Genomic DNA, 15,350 nt, shown 5'->3' on the forward strand with positions numbered 1-15,350 from the left:
CGCGGGAACACGCTGCTCCAAAGGATCAACATGTTAGGGAATACAGGTATGAAACGTTCCGACAATAACTCGCAGGCCTTCCGCATCAGCATGCTGGCCGCGCTAGTGGCCGGTGCACTGCCATTGCACGCGATGGCTCAGGATGAGGAAGCGGTAGAACTGGATGAAATTGTCGTTTCTGACGACCGTCAGGGTCCGGTTGGCCCTGATTATGGCTACAAAGCAGAGCGCAGCCTGACGGCGACCAAAACCGATACGCCGCTTTCTGAGACACCGCGATCCGTTTCTGTGGTCACACGCAACCAGATTGAAGACCAGAACTCCCGAACGCTGAGTGACATCCTGGGCTACGTTCCCGGTATCTCTGCGCCAAGTTTCCCGGTAGGTGACAGCCTGGCCGGCGATATCTTTTATATTCGCGGTATGAACCAGCGGGATTACGGCTACGGCACTTACCGTGACGGCCTGCGGGTGCAATCGAATGCCTATTCGACGTCTGCCGAGCCTTATGGCCTTGAGCGCGTCGAAGTCTTCAAGGGCCCAACGTCAGTGCTCTACGGAGAAAACGTTCCAGGTGGCCTGGTTAATCTGGTCAGCAAGCGTCCCACTGAAACACCGCAGGGAGAGGTCAATCTCAGCTACGGCACCCACAGCCGGGCAGAAGGTTCAGTCGATGTCTCGGGACCACTGACCGAAAGCGGCAACGTTCTGGGCCGATTGGTGTTTCTCGGTCGTGATGCAGATACCCAGACTGAAAACGTCGAAGATGATCGTATTTTTATTGCGCCTTCACTTACGTTCAAGCTGACCGAGCAGGACACCTTGACGCTACTCAGCCTGTATCAGCGAGACAAGACAGAGATTCAGCTGGGGTTGCCCGCGGCGGGCACCTTGCTGGATCACCCGAGCGGCCAGACTCAGAGCACTGACGCGTCTCTTGGTCATCCTACCTGGGATACCTTTGATCGTGAGTTCTGGACGCTCGGCTACGAATACGAGCACAGGTTCAACAGCGACTGGGCCTTTAGCCAGAACGCGCGTTACATGAAGTCCAAGATTCAGCGCAATGAAGTGTGGTGGAGTTTCCCGCCTGCTGGCTTCGGGGGCGCGGCTGGTGACGGTTACGATCCGTTTGTCGTTGCCTACGGTCGCGATCGCGAAAATGAGTCGACCGCGTTTTCGATTGATAACCGGCTGGTCGGTAAATTCCGGACTGGCGATCTTGATAATACGGTATTAGTCGGTGCCAGCTTTGATAAGACCTCGTTCGATCAGGTCCAGTATGTCAGTCAGGCGCCAAATGAATACACCCCTCTTGATGTGTTCGATCCTCAATGGCCGAGTGAACCGCAGACCTCCAACCTGTCCAGTGATGATGACACCAAACAGGACCTGGCCGGTATTTACACGCAGTGGCAAGGCAAGATTGGTGGTTTGATCGGTTTGATAGGCGGTCGTTATGACTGGGCAAAAAGCGAAGTTGATAACCGCCTTGCTGGCGGCAATGACATCAGCACCGAAGATGATGATTTCAGCTGGCAAACGGGTCTGATGTATCAGTTTGATAGTGGAATATCGCCATACATCAGTTATGCCACGTCATTCGTGCCGGTGCAGCAGCTTCAGAATCCGGGACAGGCGCCATTTGATCCGATCACTGGTGACCAGTATGAAGCCGGTATCAAGTACGAGCCGATCGGGTGGAACACGACGGCAACGGTTGCAGCCTACAGAATCAACAAGGATGGTGATCTGTTCTACGACTCGACCATTGCCGGATACCGTCAAATTGGCGAATCGGTATCCCGAGGGGCGGAAGTGGAGGTCAGGAGTGATCTGACCGAAAGCCTGAGCATGGTGGCGTCGTACACCTATACCGATGCCGAGATCACCGAAGATGGCGGCTCCCGCTATGAAGGCAACCAGGTTGTTGGCGTGCCCCGTCATCAGGCATCGCTCTGGGCCAACTACGAGTTCTTCGGTGACATGCTGAATGGACTGGAAACCGGGGTAGGTGCACGTTATCTGGGAAGCTCCTACGCATATCCTTCTCCGACGCTCGCGTACGGCACTTTGAAAACCAAGAATGTCACCCTGTTTGATTTCGCCATCGGCTATGCGATGACCGAAAACTGGCGGGTGCAGGGCAATGTCCAGAACCTGTTCGACAAGCGGTACGTGGCCGAATGTAACAATGCCGGTCGCTGCTACTGGGGTTCTGAACGCACGATACAGGGAACCTTGACTTACAACTGGTAAGTACCGGGGGCAGTACCAAAAACGGCGGAGCATTGGCTTCGCCGTTTTTGTCGTTTGTATCATCACAGCATTTGTCGGCATAAGGATCAGGGTGTGAGCGCTACACTCAACATGGATGAAGCCTCGGGCCATGGTTACGGTCGCCGGGCCCTTCGGGTCGCCGGGTGGGGTGCATTGGTTTTGGCGGTTCTGTTGTGGTTGAGTCTTTCCCGCTATCCGCTCCCTTCAATGGATGCCTGGTTGGCGCCGTGGCAGGCCTCTCCCGGTATTGATGGCCTGTTGCTCTGGTGGTCCCAGATTCCCCGTGCGGTGGCCGGCGTCCTTGTGGGTGCCGGCCTTGGTATCGCCGGTGCGTTGATGCAGCTGATTACCCGCAATCCGCTGGTGTCGCCCGACTTGCTGGGGATTACGGCAGGCGCCCAGTTTGGCGTGATTCTCGGGCTCATGTTGCCCGCCAGTTTCGGCCTGCCGCTGATTTTTATCGGTGGCATTCTTGCCGCTATGCTGACCTTTGCGTTGGCAGGAGGCAGTCGCACTACGCCCCTGAGGTTGGTGCTCGCCGGTATGGCGATGGCGCAAATACTCTACGCGCTGATTACGCTTTTGCTTACCCTGAACGAACATGCCGCGCTGGTGGTCTCCATCTGGGATACCGGCTCTTTGAGCCAGCTGGGCTGGGAGAGGCTTGAGCCGGCGTTCTGGCTGATGCCGCCTCTGTTGCTGGCGCTATTGCTGTTGCGTCGACCGCTCAATATGGCGCTTCTGGGCGATGCCCAGATGCGAATGCTGGGGTTGTCCCCGCGTCTCCTGAAAGCCATTGTGATACTGATTGGTACCGTCATTACCGCGCTTGCAATTCACGTGGCAGGGCCCCTTGGCTTTATTGGTCTGGTGGCACCGAACCTGGTGCGCTACGGATTTGGTGTGCGCTGGCCGGCCAGCTTGTTGCCGCTCGCGGCGTTGTGGGGCGCTGTTCTGACGCTCGCTGCCGATGTTCTGGTCACGGAGCTGGAGTTTCTGATCGAGCTCCCGTTGGCGACCTTCTCGGCCATCATTGGTGGTCTTGCCGTCATTCTTCTGCTTCGCCTGACTAGCCGATCCGGGGTGCCGGCGCAAAGTTCGTCAATGATGGGGGGGCCGGTTAACGTCCGGCTTCCGCTTTCACTGACCATTGGAATATTGTTGCTGGTACTGGCAGCCGGCCTTTGGATCGGTGTATTGGGTGGTGCGACGCCGATTACGCTGGCTTCGTTGTTTGAGGGCGGCCATCTGTCCTGGACCCTGTTTGATCTGCGGCTGCCTCGTTTGCTGGTAGACGCCCTTGGTGGTGCGCTGTTTGCGACAAGCGGGTTGATACTTCAGGCCGTTACCCGCAATCCGCTTGCCAGTCCAAGCGTACTGGGTGTCAGTCAGACCTCGGCCTTGGTGGTCTTGGCCGGTTTGGTTCTGCTGCCGGATATGGCGCCAGCCTGGCGATTGCCATTTGCCTGGATCGGCGCGGCACTGGCGCTGGGTCTGGTGATCCTGCTCAACATCCGCCACGGCCTGGATCCGCTGCGTCTGATTCTGACAGGATTTGCGATCACCGGCATGGCGGCAGGCGTGACCAGCTTGCTGATCGGCTATTACAGTCTCAATGTGGCACTGGCACTGATCTGGATGTCCGGTAGTAGTTACGGGGCCACATGGACCGAAGTCTGGACCCTGTTGCCCTGGCTGGTTATCGGTCTGTCGCTGGCGATTCTGGCCCGCCGATGGATGGATTTGCTCGCGCTGGGTGATGGCGTTGCCAACAGTCTGGGTGTCGGCGCCCCACGTAAACGCTTACTACTGCTGACGCTGGCCAGCGTGATGATCGCTGCGAGCGTCAGTGTGCTTGGACCCGTGGCCTTTGTCGGCTTGCTGGTACCTCATGCCGTCCGGTTATTGGGATTTCACGGTTACCGGGATCGGTTGATTGTGACGCCATTAATGGGGGCTGGTTTGCTGGTAGTTGCCGATGTTCTGGGGCAGCGTCTGTTGGCTCCGCTGGATATTCCGCTGGGTGTGATGACGGCCGCCATCGGCGGGCCCGTGTTTCTGGTATTACTCAGCCGCACTTACTTTCGGCGTTCCTGAGGGGCGATCATGGCTATCCGATTCAAAACCACCATTCAGGTGATATTCGCAATCTGGTGCATGGGTGCGCCGCTCCTGGCGTCTGCTGTTTCTGACGTTGTGGCGATGCAATCATCAACACTGCCCGACCATCCGTTGCGCATTGTCAGCCTTGATGATCTCACAACTGAAATGCTGTTATCGCTGGGCATCGAGCCGGTTGGCGCTGCGAACCCTGATGCCTACCGAAGACAGGGCAAGCCGAATGCTGAGCAGCTTGAGAATACCGTATCACTGGGGTCGCCCCAGCAACCGAACCTTGAACAGTTAGTACTGCTTAAGCCTGATCTTGTGCTGGGGATCTCCAGCCTGCATACGGGACTGTTTGGTCGACTCGATGCGCTGGCACCCACGCTGATATACCGGGTATCCATGGCGCCATCATCGGACGACGCGATAGATGCAGCAGACGCCATGTTGCGCCATCTGGCCGGACTGACGGGTAGACAGAGTCAAGCGGATGCAGTGTTGAACCGCATGTACGAAGCCATTCGTGAAGGCCAGCAGACGGCGCAAAATCTGGGGTTGGCCGGACAGCCGCTGGCAGTGCTTTATCCGTTGTCGATTCAGGGGCGGTTTATCGTTTCCAATGAGCAAACCCTTGTTGTCAGTCTGGCGAACAGGTTGGGGGGCACCAATCCATGGCCCTTGCGAGAGGCGAGAAATCTCCACCGCCGGATTGACGTTCAGGCCCTGGCTGCAGAAGACGATCTCCATGTGCTGTTTATCGGTAATTTCAAAGCGTCTGCCTTATTCAGATCTCCCTTATGGCAGGCGCTTCCTGTTGCGCAGCATGGCCAGTACGGCTTTCTGGAAACACCATACTGGTCCTTTGGTGGGGCGGAGACCGCCACCGTTCTCATGAAGAAAATGACGGACGAGTTGTCCGGAATGACGCGTTAGTGCCCCGCTTGGTTAATGCGTTGATCTACTGAGCGGTAAGTTTCAAACAGCCCCTAAACTTTTATGTCGCTGGTTCGTCTTTAAGGTAAATGCACAGCGAGTATGGCTTATCTGATGGGTCGCTCGCCTGATCCGATACAGAGAGGCAAGGCATGAGTTTCGATAATGACGACACCCTATTTCAGGTTGTGATCAATCCTGAGGAGCAATATTCCATCTGGCCGGATTACAAGGCGCTGCCCGATGGCTGGAAGGCCGTGGGCGTCAAGGGCAACAAGCAGACCTGCCTGTCTCACATTGAAGAGGTCTGGACAGATATGCGACCTTTGAGCCTGCGTCAGCATCTGGCCGGAGCCTGATTTGTCATGGGCTTCGCGTCTCCGAGTAACCGTCAGATACGTCAGTGGGGCGACACCCTGCAGCTCGAAGACGGCTTCCCGCTGCGGGTCAGCCCAATCGCTGACGGCACAAGTCTCAAAGCGCTGTCCTCTGATATCGCGAGTCTGGTTGCTGAATGTCTGGAAACTTCCGGCGGCATTTTGTTCAGTGGCTTCGAAGATCCGGGCATCGAGGTGTTTCAGTCCTTTGCATCGGGGTTCGGTCATCCATTACTGAGCTACGAATTTGGTTCCACACCGCGCAGTCAGGTAACCGGTGGGGGGGTGTATACCTCGACTGAATACCCTGCTCATCGCTCGATTCCGCTGCACAACGAACAGGCGTACACCACCGACTGGCCGATGCGCATCTGGTTTTACTGTGCCCAGGCGGCGCAATCGGGAGGGGAGACACCGATTGCTGACAGTCGTGAGATCTATAGACGCATCGACCCGGTATTGCGACAGCGTTTTGAGGACAAGGGCCTGCGCTATGTACGCAATTACGGCAACGGGCTCGACGTGGACTGGCAGCAGGTATTCAACACCGACGACGTGGCAAAGGTCGAATCCTATTGCCGCAATCGCGATATTGATGTTCTGTGGCAACCGGATGGCAGCCTGAGAACAGCCCAGCGCTGTCAGGCAACCGCCCGACACCCGCGCACCCGTGATTGGGTCTGGTTCAATCAGGCACACCTCTTCCATGTCTCCGCGCTTGATGACGAAATGCAGGAGATACTGCTCGAAACCGTGGGTGAAGAGAGTCTGCCACGCAATGTCTATTACGGAGATGGCTCGCCCATTGAAGTGTCTGCGCTGGATGAAGTTCGCGGCGTACTCGACGACTGCAGGATCGTTTTCCCCTGGCAGACCGGTGATGTACTGATGCTCGACAACATGCTGGCGGCTCATTCAAGACAGCCGTTTGAAGGGGCGCGAAAAGTGGTGGTGGCGATGGCAGAAGGTCATGCTCTGAACGGCAGCCACGACTGATCTGAATATTCTGGAGTTTTTATGTCCAACACATCCGCCTCGGTGGCGTTACCCGACGGTCGCAGCCTGCAGGCCCGCATCAATGGCAGCGTATTGACGCTAGCTCTGGGTGATCAGCCACTGACTCAGCTTCAGGGCGAACGCGCCAGCGAGTCTGGCGACAAAAAAGGCACCCGGGATAGCGCCAGAGACTGGCATCTACAATTGGTGGAGTGTGATGGTGAGCGGCGCCTTGAGGCTATCTGGGCTGCTTGTTACTGGCATTTCGCACTCTACCCGGATTGTCACGCCTTGCACTGGCGTGATCTCGATATCGATGCCGAACTGCTTCGCAGTGGTTTGATCGCCAATGCCCAAGGCGCCAGTTTGAGGAGTCTGTTCTGGCAATTGCCGGAACAATGGCTTCGGGCGCCGGCCAGTGCCGGGTATCCGCAACTCTTCGCTGTTGCCGGCGGTGTTCGCTATCCGCAGCGGCCGCCGACGCCGAAAGGTGAAGTCTACCGGCGTTTTGACAACCGCCTGGGGCAATGGATCTCGCTACGCACTCTGGATGTTGATACCGACTTGGAAAGATTCAATCGCTGGCAGAATGACCCGCGAGTCAGTGCCTTCTGGGAAGAAACCGGATCGCTTGAAGAACACCGTGCCCATTTGCAAAAGCTGGATGAGGATCCGCATTCCCTGATGTTGATCGGCTGCTTCGACGATGAACCATTTGCCTACTTTGAAGTCTATTGGGCACAGGAAGATCGTCTCGGCCGCTATTACGATGCGGGTCATTATGACCGGGGCATTCACATGCTGGTGGGGGAGGCGCATCGTCGCGGTCCTCACAAGGTGCGGAGCTGGCTTTCAGCGCTGTCCCATTACCTGTTGCTTGATGAACCCCGGACTCAAACGCTGGTGTCCGAGCCCCGGGCTGATAACGACCGGATGATCGCTCACCTGCAGCGTGTCGGTTTTTGCCGTCTGAAGGAGTTCGATTTTCCACACAAGCGCGCGGCATTGATGGCGATGACCCGTGAAGGTTTTTTTGATCGGTGTGATCTGTGTTGATTCACTATGATTGCTGAACTGGCGCCTTTATTTACCGGCGAATTTGCTCATTATCGCGATATCATGGCGCTGCCGGATGATCCCCGGCCTGCCATTCCCGCGACTGATGTTGTCACGCCTGACGGGCTTGAGGCACGTCTGATGGCCTATGCGCCTGATTGTGCCGATGGTGACCGGCGGGCGCTGGTTTCCCAGTGGTCCCGAACCTATTTCCTGCGACTGACAGTGCCGACAGTGGCGGCCAGTCTGGTGCTGGGGTGGCGGCTGCCGGTAGCGTTCGAAACCCTGCAGATCATTATCGGTGATGATGGTTTACCCGAAGGTTTTAAATTGCCTCATGCGGGGGAGCGCTGGAATGCTGCGCCGGACGGGCCGTTCGAGCGTTTCAGCGATTTGCTGGACGGTAATTTTACGCCGTTTATTGAGGGCGTAGTCGGGCAGGTGAAGGTCTCCCGGAAGGTGCTCTGGAGTAACGCGGGTAACTACTTTGAATGGTTGGTATCGATGATGGCCAAGGTGCCGTTGCCTGCCGCCATGATTGAGGATGGTCAGGCATTGATCGAAACCGCGTGCCGACCAGACGGCTCCCGCAATCCGATGTACCAACCCGTGCGTTATGTCGAGAGGCAGAGCGGGCCGTCACCGCTGAGACAACGCCGTCATTGCTGCGTCCGTTATCTGCTGCCAGAGCTGGCACTGTGCGAGAATTGTCCGCACATTGATCGCCCGCCTGCAGGCGCGCGCTTGCCGGAAACTGTTTGACGCCTGAAAGCCTCAGTGCGCGATGGCGATCGTGTTGCCTTCGGCATGAGGGTGGGGCATGACGGTCATCGGAACGCCGTAAATGGCTTTGAGGGTGTCGCTGTCCATCAGTTCAGAAGGCGACCCCTGGGTCAGCAGCCGACCACTGTGTAAGGCAATTAGGTGGTCGCAATAACGCGCTGCCATATTGATATCGTGCAGCACTACCACCACACCAATATCCAACCGGTCACACAAGTCCCTCACTAACGCAAGTACGTCGATCTGGTGGGCGATATCGAGCGCCGAGGTGGGTTCGTCCAGCAGCAGGTAGCGCGCATTCTGTGCCAGCAACATGGCAAGCCAGACGCGCTGACGCTCGCCGCCAGAAAGTTCATCAATGGGGCGCTTTGCGAACACTTCGGTATGGGTGAGAGCCAGCGCCTTTTCGACTTCGTGCTGGTCATCCGCGCTGAAACGGCCCAGGGCGCCATGCCATGGATAGCGGCCAAAACGCACAAGATCGAGCGCCGTCAGGCCTTCGGTAGAAGGCAGATGCTGGGGCAGATACGCAATCTGGCGCGCCAGAGCCCGGTCGCCCCAGGATTCCAGCGGTTTTCCTTCCAGTGACAGCGTGCCCTTGCTGGGCGCCTGCTGGCGGGCTAACAGCTTGATCAGCGTCGATTTACCCGAACCGTTATGCCCGATCAATCCAACCATCTTGCCGTGGTGAATCTGCAGGTCGAGTGGGTGAAGCAGGGTACGGTCAGGTAACTGGTAAGTGACGCCATCCAGCGAAAACATGGAAACTCCGGGCAACGAACAGAGCCAGCGGGCTGGCAGGGATCTGGAATGGTAGGCTAAATGCTAATTATTATCAATCAGGCTTGAGGCAGGTGGGCACCGTCAGGAGGGGATGGTGACGAGACTCAGGATACGATTATCGAAAACGGTAAACTGAGCGTCCACTTCACGACCATGATGCCATTCGGGTGAAAGCTCGGTGAGCAAGCGCAGGGTTGCCTGCCCCTGGTTATCAAAGCCGACCAGCTCTGCGTGCTGGAAATAGAAGCGCCGTTTAACAATCGGGTAGAGCGCTTTGAAAAGGCTCTCTTTCAGAGAGAAGATAATGGTCAGCAGTTGACCGGGATCAGCTTCCAAAGCGCTGGCATGACGACGCTGTTCGTCAGGGGTTAAAATCTCCTGAATCAGGCGGTGGGCACGGTCAGCGGACATTACGGTTTCCACATCGATACCGAGCCCCTGATAGTGCTGCCGTGACGCAACCAGTGCTGCTGCCCAGCCGTCGCTGTGGGTAATGGTGCCCACGGCCTCGGCTGGCCAGATCGGGGCCCGGTCTTCACCGATTTCAGGTACGCTGGAAATGCCGGTTTCCAGCTCGAGGGCTTCCCGGGCGCAGGCGCGTCCGGCCACATATTCCGCCTTGCGCTTGTTAACCGCCCGCTCAAACATCGCCGGTCTGGGAATGTTGCAGGTATCAAATTCGTCGTCGTGGAAAGCGGCGGCATTGAAGAGGGTGCTGACAAAGGCGGTTTTGGCCGGGGTCTGATGACCTGGCCATTGGGTCTGGAAGGGTGAGCAGCAGCGTGGCAGATTCAAGAAGGTACTCCGGTGTCATAGCGGGGCGGAGAGTAACTGGGAATCAGGCTCTCCGCCCGATGCATCACACGTTGAAGCGGAAATGCACGACATCACCGTCTTTAACGATGTAATCCTTGCCCTCAAGGCGCCATTTTCCGGCTTCTTTTGCGCCCTGTTCACCGTTATTGGCCACGAAGTCATCGTAGCCGACGACTTCGGCACGGATAAAGCCTTTCTCGAAGTCAGTGTGGATAACGCCAGCTGCTTGCGGGGCGGAGGCGCCGACCCGAACGGTCCAGGCCCGAACTTCCTTAACGCCCGCGGTGAAATAGGTCTGCAGGTTGAGTAACTTGTAGCCTGCGCGAATAACGCGATCCAGACCAGGCTCTTCCATGCCCATTTCCTCGAGGAAGATAGATTTCTCTTCGTCTTCCAGTTCCGCGATTTCAGCTTCCATTTTGTTGCAGATGGGCACAACAACCGCGTTTTCTTCGGCCGCAATGGCGCGGACAACATCAAGATGCGGGTTGTTCTCGAAACCTTCTTCATTGACGTTGGCGATGTACATGACCGGTTTAACGGTCAGCAGGCAAAGCTCGCGCACCAGCGCCATCTTTTCGGCATCGAGGTTCATGCTGCGCACGGGTTTGCCTTCGTTGAGCACAGGCAGCAGGGTTTCGAAGACTTCTTCCTGGGCTTTGGCGAACTTGTCGCCGCTTTTGGCAACCCGCTGCACCCGCTTGATGGCTTTCTCTACGGTATCCATGTCAGCCAGCGCCAGTTCGGTGTTAATGACATCGATATCAGCAGCGGGGTCAACCTTGTTGGCAACGTGGATCACGTTGTCATCTTCAAAGCAGCGCACGACCTGGGCAATGGCGTCTGTCTGGCGGATGTTCGCCAGAAACTGGTTGCCCAGACCTTCGCCTTTCGAGGCGCCGGCGACGAGGCCTGCAATATCGACGAATTCCATGGTTGTGGGTACCACCCGCTCTGGCTTTACGATCTCGGCCAGTTTGTTCAGGCGGGGATCCGGCATACCAACGACGCCGGCATTGGGCTCGATGGTGCAGAACGGAAAGTTTTCAGCGCCGATACCGGCTTTGGTCAGGGCGTTGAATAGAGTGGATTTGCCGACGTTGGGTAGGCCGACGATACCGCAGTTGAAACCCATGGAAAGCCTCTGCTGGATGCAAAATTGAAAGCGGAATTATACCGGTGTGGTTGAGCCGGTGCGAATGTTAGCGGTCAGTTAGCTGGCTTAACACTGTGCAGCGCATTCATGGCGCGCGCCAGGTGGCCGTCGATCGCGTCGGGCAGTACACGCATGATGTCCATGCAGATGTCATTAAACAGCCCGGTTTCGCTTTTGGTCAGACGACCGAGTACATAGCCGGTAACCTGACGGCTGTCGCCGGGATGGCCAATGCCAATCCGCAAGCGGTGAAAATCATTGGTGCCGAGGTGGGCAATAATGTCGCGCAAACCATTGTGACCGCCATGGCCGCCGCCTTTTTTCAGTTTGGCAGTACCGGGAGGCAGGTCGAGCTCGTCGTGGGCGACGAGAATCTGGTCTGGGCTGATCTTGAAGAAATCGGCAAGCGCCTTAACAGACTGGCCACTGCGATTCATGAAGGTCATTGGATTCAGTAGGTGCAGGTCATGGCCGTCAAGTTGCACTTTGGCGTACAGGCCATGGTATTTCTTTTCAGGTCGAAGGCTCTGACCCGCGTCGCGGGCCAGAGCTTCAACAAAAAGGGCACCGGCGTTGTGGCGGGTGTTTTCATACTCTGCACCGGGGTTACCCAGTCCCACCACCATGACAATTTGTTGTGACATGCGCCTTTGCCCCCGAAGCGAGAATTATTCCTTCGCTTCGCCTTCTTCGTCTTCAGCTGCGTCTTCCGCTTCGTCTGCCTTGGTGCCCTTCGGCAGGTGAACCGAAACAACAGCCTGATCGTGATCTTCACCCTGCAGCAGGGCTGCAACGCGAACGCCCTTAGGCATTTTCAGATCGCTCAGGTGCAGGGTCTGGTCCATTTCGATGTCGGTCATATCGACTTCGATAAACTCTGGCAGATCCTTCGGCAGACAGATGACTTCCACTTCGTTCAACTGGTGGTTCACAGCGCCACCCTGCAGTTTGATTGCAGGTGCTGTGGATTCGTTGATGAAGTGCAGAGGCACGTTAACGTGGATCTCGTGCTTGTTATCAACGCGCAGGAAGTCAGCGTGGAACAGAGTCGGCTTGTACGGGTGACGCTGCAGGTCTTTCAGGATAACGGTTTCTTTCTTGCCATCAACACTCAGGGTCAGAATGTGAGAGTAGAAAGCTTCGTTTTCCAGAGCCTTTTTCAGGTCGTTGTGCCACATGGAAATGGATTGCGCATCCTTGCCGCCACCGTAGATGACTGCCGGGATTTTACGCTCTTCACGACGCAGGCGGCGGCTCGCACCTTTCCCCTGGTCATCGCGAAGGAATGCTTCGAGTAGGAATTCGTTAGACATGGTCAATACCTCAATAAACACCAGTGCCGACTCGCGACCAAGTTGATGGCCTGGTGGTTTCAAATGTCCCGAAAATCAGCCGCACCTGTGCGCAACCATTTCCCGGGTGTTTAAACAAACATGGAGCCAATAAAGGCCCCATGTCTGAATTTCTTTGGAAAAACGCGGACTTATTCGAACATCGCGCTGATCGATTCTTCGTTGCTGACGCGACGGATCGATTCGGCGAGTAGCTCCGCCATTCCGAGGGGGCGGATTCTATCACACTCACGGGCTTTGTCACCCAGAGGGATGGTGTCACAGACCACCAGTTCGTCCAGATCAGAGTCGTTGATGTTCTCGATCGCCGGGCCGGATAGAACAGGGTGCGTGATATAGGCAATAACGCGCGCAGCACCGTGTTCTTTCAGGGCTTTTGCGGCCTTGCACAGCGTGCCGGCAGTATCGACAATGTCGTCAACCAGAATGCAGGTCTTATCGGTGACATCACCGATGATGTGCATAACCTGCGAGACATTGGCTTTCGGGCGACGTTTGTCGATGATGGCAAGGTCAGCATCGTTCAGGCGCTTCGCGATTGCGCGGGCCCGGACGACGCCGCCAACATCTGGTGATACAACAATGATGTTCTCGAAATTCTGGGCTTCGATGTCTTCCAGCAACACCGGTGTTGCGTAGATGTTGTCTACCGGGATATCGAAGAAACCCTGAATCTGGTCGGCGTGAAGGTCGACCGTCAATACGCGGTCAATACCGATACTGCTGATCATGTCCGCAACAACCTTGGCGCTGATGGCGACACGGGTGGAACGTACGCGACGATCCTGGCGGGCATAACCGTAATAGGGGATTACAGCCGTGATCCGGGTAGCAGAGGCGCGGCGCAGGGCGTCGGCCATCACGATAAGCTCCATGAGGTTATCGTTAGTCGGATAGCATGTAGGCTGAATGATAAAAACGTCATGGCCACGCACGTTTTCGTCGATTTCAACGGTGGTTTCGCCGTCACTGAATCGACCGACAGTGGCTTCCCCCAGGGGGATATGAAGCTTTTGGGCAATACTGCGGGCGAGGTCCGGGTGAGCGTTACCGGCAAAGATCATTAACTTGGACACGACGGAATCCTTCTCGGTTTCAGCGTTCAGTTCAGAAGAATCGGAAGAAAGGTGGCTGGGGTGGCAGGACTCGAACCTGCGAATGACGGGATCAAAACCCGTTGCCTTACCACTTGGCGACACCCCAGTATCGTGCTTTTTCGGCATCAGTCTAGCTCCGTCAGCTTTGTGTGAAGCGGTGAATGATTCACCCCTCTTGTGACGAACCCGTTAATGCCGGAGGGTTTCCTTGCCCAAACTGCTTGGGCGTCGGATTCTGTTGGGAAACGTCCAAAAATGCAAGCCCCGGTTCCGGTTAATCTTGCAGGTCCGAATTGTTTCAGCCATTCCAGGCTTTTACCGACCTCAGGATACAGTCCACAGACCATATCTTCACAGTCGTTTCGGTACCTCGAGGCGTCTCCCTCAAAAGCGGGCGCTATTGTGATTCTAGGGGTATTTCTTGTCAACCCTTCCTGGGAAAAAATCAGTCCGGTATTGATGTTGCAATCTGGTTTTAGCACCACAAACCAGTCCTCAGGCGGGTTTGCGCGCGTCAGTTTTTCCCCGACGCCTTCGGCAAAAGCAGCAAAGCCACGCACAAAAACCGGTACATCGGCACCAAGGGTCAGCCCCAGGGTGGCCAGTTTGTCGATCGAAAGGTTCAACCCCCAGAAATAATTCAGGCCCAGCAGTGTTGTTGCGGCATCGGAAGAGCCGCCTCCGACGCCACCCCCCATTGGCAGACGTTTGGTCAGCGTCATCCTGACGCCGGGAAGGGGGCTGTTGGCTTCGCGCTGGAGTAATCGGGCTGCACGCATGATCAGGTTGTCCTCTGAACGAACGTCAGCCAGAGCCGGTTCCAGAACGATATCGCTGCCGCTGATGGGGGTAAACTCAATGTCGTCGCCGTACTCCAGAAACTGGAACAGGGTCTGTAATTCATGGAAGCCGTCTTCACGACGGCTATTGATGTGCAGAAACAGATTCAGTTTGGCGGGAGCGGGGAGGGTGAACGTCATGGCGCTGTCTGAGTGGTCTGCCAGTCAGTTACAACCAGGCGAATGCGCCGGTCCTCCTTGAATGCCGTGATACGCGATGGCAGGGGCGGGTAACCGTCGATAAAGGCGTTGCGCCGGTCGATACGTATGTCCCATCCCTGCTGCCTTATAGCTGCTAGCACGCCTTGCTGATCAAACAGCAATTCATAGTCGCCGTCAGGCGCCGGCACACCTTTGATCCACCAGCTCAGGCTGTGGATGGGAAATTGCCAGCCGGTCGCCGCCTTGATGAGCTCTTGCGGATCGTTTGAGCGATATACCTTGCCGTCTGACAGTGTCAGGGTGATAAACCCCGGCATGCCCTCCAGTTCTGTGCGCCCCATGCCAAGAAACGCAGAGGAGAGCATCAGGCTGTACTGGTCGTTATCCTGTTGCCAGCGGTTAATGACCGCTGAGCCGCTGTCGTCAGGCTGACGGACGGCAAGCTTGCCTTGCAGCACCCAGTGATTGAGGTCTTCCAGCATCGCCTGACGTTTGGTCCAGTCGGCCGGCGGCTGGTTCGTGAGGCTGTCGGGTAGTGGTGTGTCGGGCACGCTGGCGCAGGCTGCAAGCAGCAGCGACAGGGTTAACGCTGATAAGAGTCGGATAGGTTGCAC

The 15,350-nt window shown here is 56.5% G+C and carries 15 protein-coding genes and 1 tRNA gene; 7 read left to right on the forward strand and 9 right to left on the reverse strand.

The window, feature by feature from the left end; genetic code table 11:
• Positions 1 to 48 precede the first annotated feature (48 nt).
• The 7 genes from ACUN9X_RS14475 (at position 49) to fhuF (ending at position 8,510) form a co-directional block, all read left to right on the forward strand.
• Positions 49 to 2,259 carry a TonB-dependent siderophore receptor gene (locus ACUN9X_RS14475; protein ID WP_445473550.1) on the forward strand — a complete coding sequence of 737 codons (2,211 nt, stop codon included), beginning with the start codon at positions 49 to 51 and terminating at the stop codon, positions 2,257 to 2,259.
• A 93-nt stretch (positions 2,260 to 2,352) separates the two neighbouring features.
• On the forward strand, positions 2,353 to 4,377 hold the full coding sequence (locus tag ACUN9X_RS14480) for an iron ABC transporter permease (protein WP_445473551.1): 2,025 nt from the start codon (positions 2,353 to 2,355) through the stop codon (positions 4,375 to 4,377).
• Positions 4,378 to 4,386: 9 nt separating this feature from the next.
• A complete protein-coding gene (locus ACUN9X_RS14485) occupies positions 4,387 to 5,319 on the forward strand; it encodes an iron-siderophore ABC transporter substrate-binding protein (RefSeq protein WP_260034319.1) in 933 nt (310 codons plus the stop codon).
• A 152-nt stretch (positions 5,320 to 5,471) separates the two neighbouring features.
• The gene (locus ACUN9X_RS14490) at positions 5,472 to 5,678 is read left to right on the forward strand and encodes an MbtH family protein (protein ID WP_260034320.1); all 207 of its coding nucleotides are present in this window, start codon (positions 5,472 to 5,474) and stop codon (positions 5,676 to 5,678) included.
• A gap of 6 nt (positions 5,679 to 5,684) precedes the next feature.
• Complete coding sequence (locus ACUN9X_RS14495) at positions 5,685 to 6,692, forward strand: TauD/TfdA family dioxygenase (protein ID WP_445473552.1); 1,008 nt, start codon at positions 5,685 to 5,687, stop codon at positions 6,690 to 6,692.
• Between the two features lie 21 nt (positions 6,693 to 6,713).
• The gene (locus tag ACUN9X_RS14500) at positions 6,714 to 7,748 is read left to right on the forward strand and encodes a GNAT family N-acetyltransferase (RefSeq protein ID WP_445473553.1); all 1,035 of its coding nucleotides are present in this window, start codon (positions 6,714 to 6,716) and stop codon (positions 7,746 to 7,748) included.
• Positions 7,749 to 7,754: 6 nt separating this feature from the next.
• Positions 7,755 to 8,510 carry a siderophore-iron reductase FhuF gene (fhuF, locus tag ACUN9X_RS14505; protein ID WP_445473554.1) on the forward strand — a complete coding sequence of 252 codons (756 nt, stop codon included), beginning with the start codon at positions 7,755 to 7,757 and terminating at the stop codon, positions 8,508 to 8,510.
• Positions 8,511 to 8,522: 12 nt separating this feature from the next.
• Here fhuF and ACUN9X_RS14510 read toward each other — a convergent pair whose 3' ends face one another.
• From ACUN9X_RS14510 to lolB, 9 genes are all read right to left on the reverse strand, one after another.
• Positions 8,523 to 9,293: an ABC transporter ATP-binding protein gene (locus ACUN9X_RS14510; RefSeq protein ID WP_445473555.1), complete on the reverse strand. Its 771-nt coding sequence runs from the start codon at positions 9,291 to 9,293 to the stop codon at positions 8,523 to 8,525.
• A 102-nt stretch (positions 9,294 to 9,395) separates the two neighbouring features.
• A complete protein-coding gene (locus ACUN9X_RS14515) occupies positions 9,396 to 10,109 on the reverse strand; it encodes a 4'-phosphopantetheinyl transferase family protein (protein ID WP_445473556.1) in 714 nt (237 codons plus the stop codon).
• A 64-nt stretch (positions 10,110 to 10,173) separates the two neighbouring features.
• Entirely contained in the window at positions 10,174 to 11,265 is a 1,092-nt protein-coding gene (ychF, locus tag ACUN9X_RS14520; RefSeq protein WP_260034330.1) for a redox-regulated ATPase YchF, read from the reverse strand.
• Between the two features lie 74 nt (positions 11,266 to 11,339).
• A complete protein-coding gene (gene pth, locus ACUN9X_RS14525) occupies positions 11,340 to 11,930 on the reverse strand; it encodes an aminoacyl-tRNA hydrolase (RefSeq protein ID WP_445473557.1) in 591 nt (196 codons plus the stop codon).
• Positions 11,931 to 11,954: 24 nt separating this feature from the next.
• Complete coding sequence (locus ACUN9X_RS14530; RefSeq protein ID WP_260034333.1) at positions 11,955 to 12,599, reverse strand: 50S ribosomal protein L25/general stress protein Ctc; 645 nt, start codon at positions 12,597 to 12,599, stop codon at positions 11,955 to 11,957.
• Positions 12,600 to 12,769: 170 nt separating this feature from the next.
• A complete protein-coding gene (locus ACUN9X_RS14535; protein WP_445473558.1) occupies positions 12,770 to 13,714 on the reverse strand; it encodes a ribose-phosphate pyrophosphokinase in 945 nt (314 codons plus the stop codon).
• Positions 13,715 to 13,766: 52 nt separating this feature from the next.
• Positions 13,767 to 13,841 (reverse strand) — tRNA-Gln (locus ACUN9X_RS14540).
• Positions 13,842 to 13,860: 19 nt separating this feature from the next.
• Complete coding sequence (gene ispE / locus ACUN9X_RS14545; RefSeq protein WP_445473559.1) at positions 13,861 to 14,715, reverse strand: 4-(cytidine 5'-diphospho)-2-C-methyl-D-erythritol kinase; 855 nt, start codon at positions 14,713 to 14,715, stop codon at positions 13,861 to 13,863.
• Positions 14,712 to 15,350 (reverse strand): lipoprotein insertase outer membrane protein LolB, encoded by a 639-nt coding sequence (gene lolB / locus ACUN9X_RS14550; RefSeq protein WP_445473560.1) that lies wholly within the window; start codon positions 15,348 to 15,350, stop codon positions 14,712 to 14,714. The genes ispE and lolB overlap by 4 nt, the downstream gene beginning before the upstream one ends.

Source organism: Marinobacter sp. V032 (assembly GCF_052645435.1).

Bases quoted from the DNA above. Each gene is read 5' to 3' on its own strand.
- ACUN9X_RS14475 (WP_445473550.1), top strand. From the start codon at position 49: ATGAAACGTTCCGACAATAACTCGCAGGCCTTCCGCATCAGCATGCTG.
- ACUN9X_RS14485 (WP_260034319.1), top strand. From the start codon at position 4,387: ATGGCTATCCGATTCAAAACCACCATTCAGGTGATATTCGCAATCTGG.
- ACUN9X_RS14490 (WP_260034320.1), top strand. From the start codon at position 5,472: ATGAGTTTCGATAATGACGACACCCTATTTCAGGTTGTGATCAATCCT.
- ACUN9X_RS14495 (WP_445473552.1), top strand. From the start codon at position 5,685: ATGGGCTTCGCGTCTCCGAGTAACCGTCAGATACGTCAGTGGGGCGAC.
- ACUN9X_RS14500 (WP_445473553.1), top strand. From the start codon at position 6,714: ATGTCCAACACATCCGCCTCGGTGGCGTTACCCGACGGTCGCAGCCTG.
- fhuF (WP_445473554.1), top strand. From the start codon at position 7,755: ATGATTGCTGAACTGGCGCCTTTATTTACCGGCGAATTTGCTCATTAT.
- ACUN9X_RS14510 (WP_445473555.1), bottom strand. From the start codon at position 9,293: ATGTTTTCGCTGGATGGCGTCACTTACCAGTTACCTGACCGTACCCTG.
- ychF (WP_260034330.1), bottom strand. From the start codon at position 11,265: ATGGGTTTCAACTGCGGTATCGTCGGCCTACCCAACGTCGGCAAATCC.
- pth (WP_445473557.1), bottom strand. From the start codon at position 11,930: ATGTCACAACAAATTGTCATGGTGGTGGGACTGGGTAACCCCGGTGCA.
- ACUN9X_RS14530 (WP_260034333.1), bottom strand. From the start codon at position 12,599: ATGTCTAACGAATTCCTACTCGAAGCATTCCTTCGCGATGACCAGGGG.
- ispE (WP_445473559.1), bottom strand. From the start codon at position 14,715: ATGACGTTCACCCTCCCCGCTCCCGCCAAACTGAATCTGTTTCTGCAC.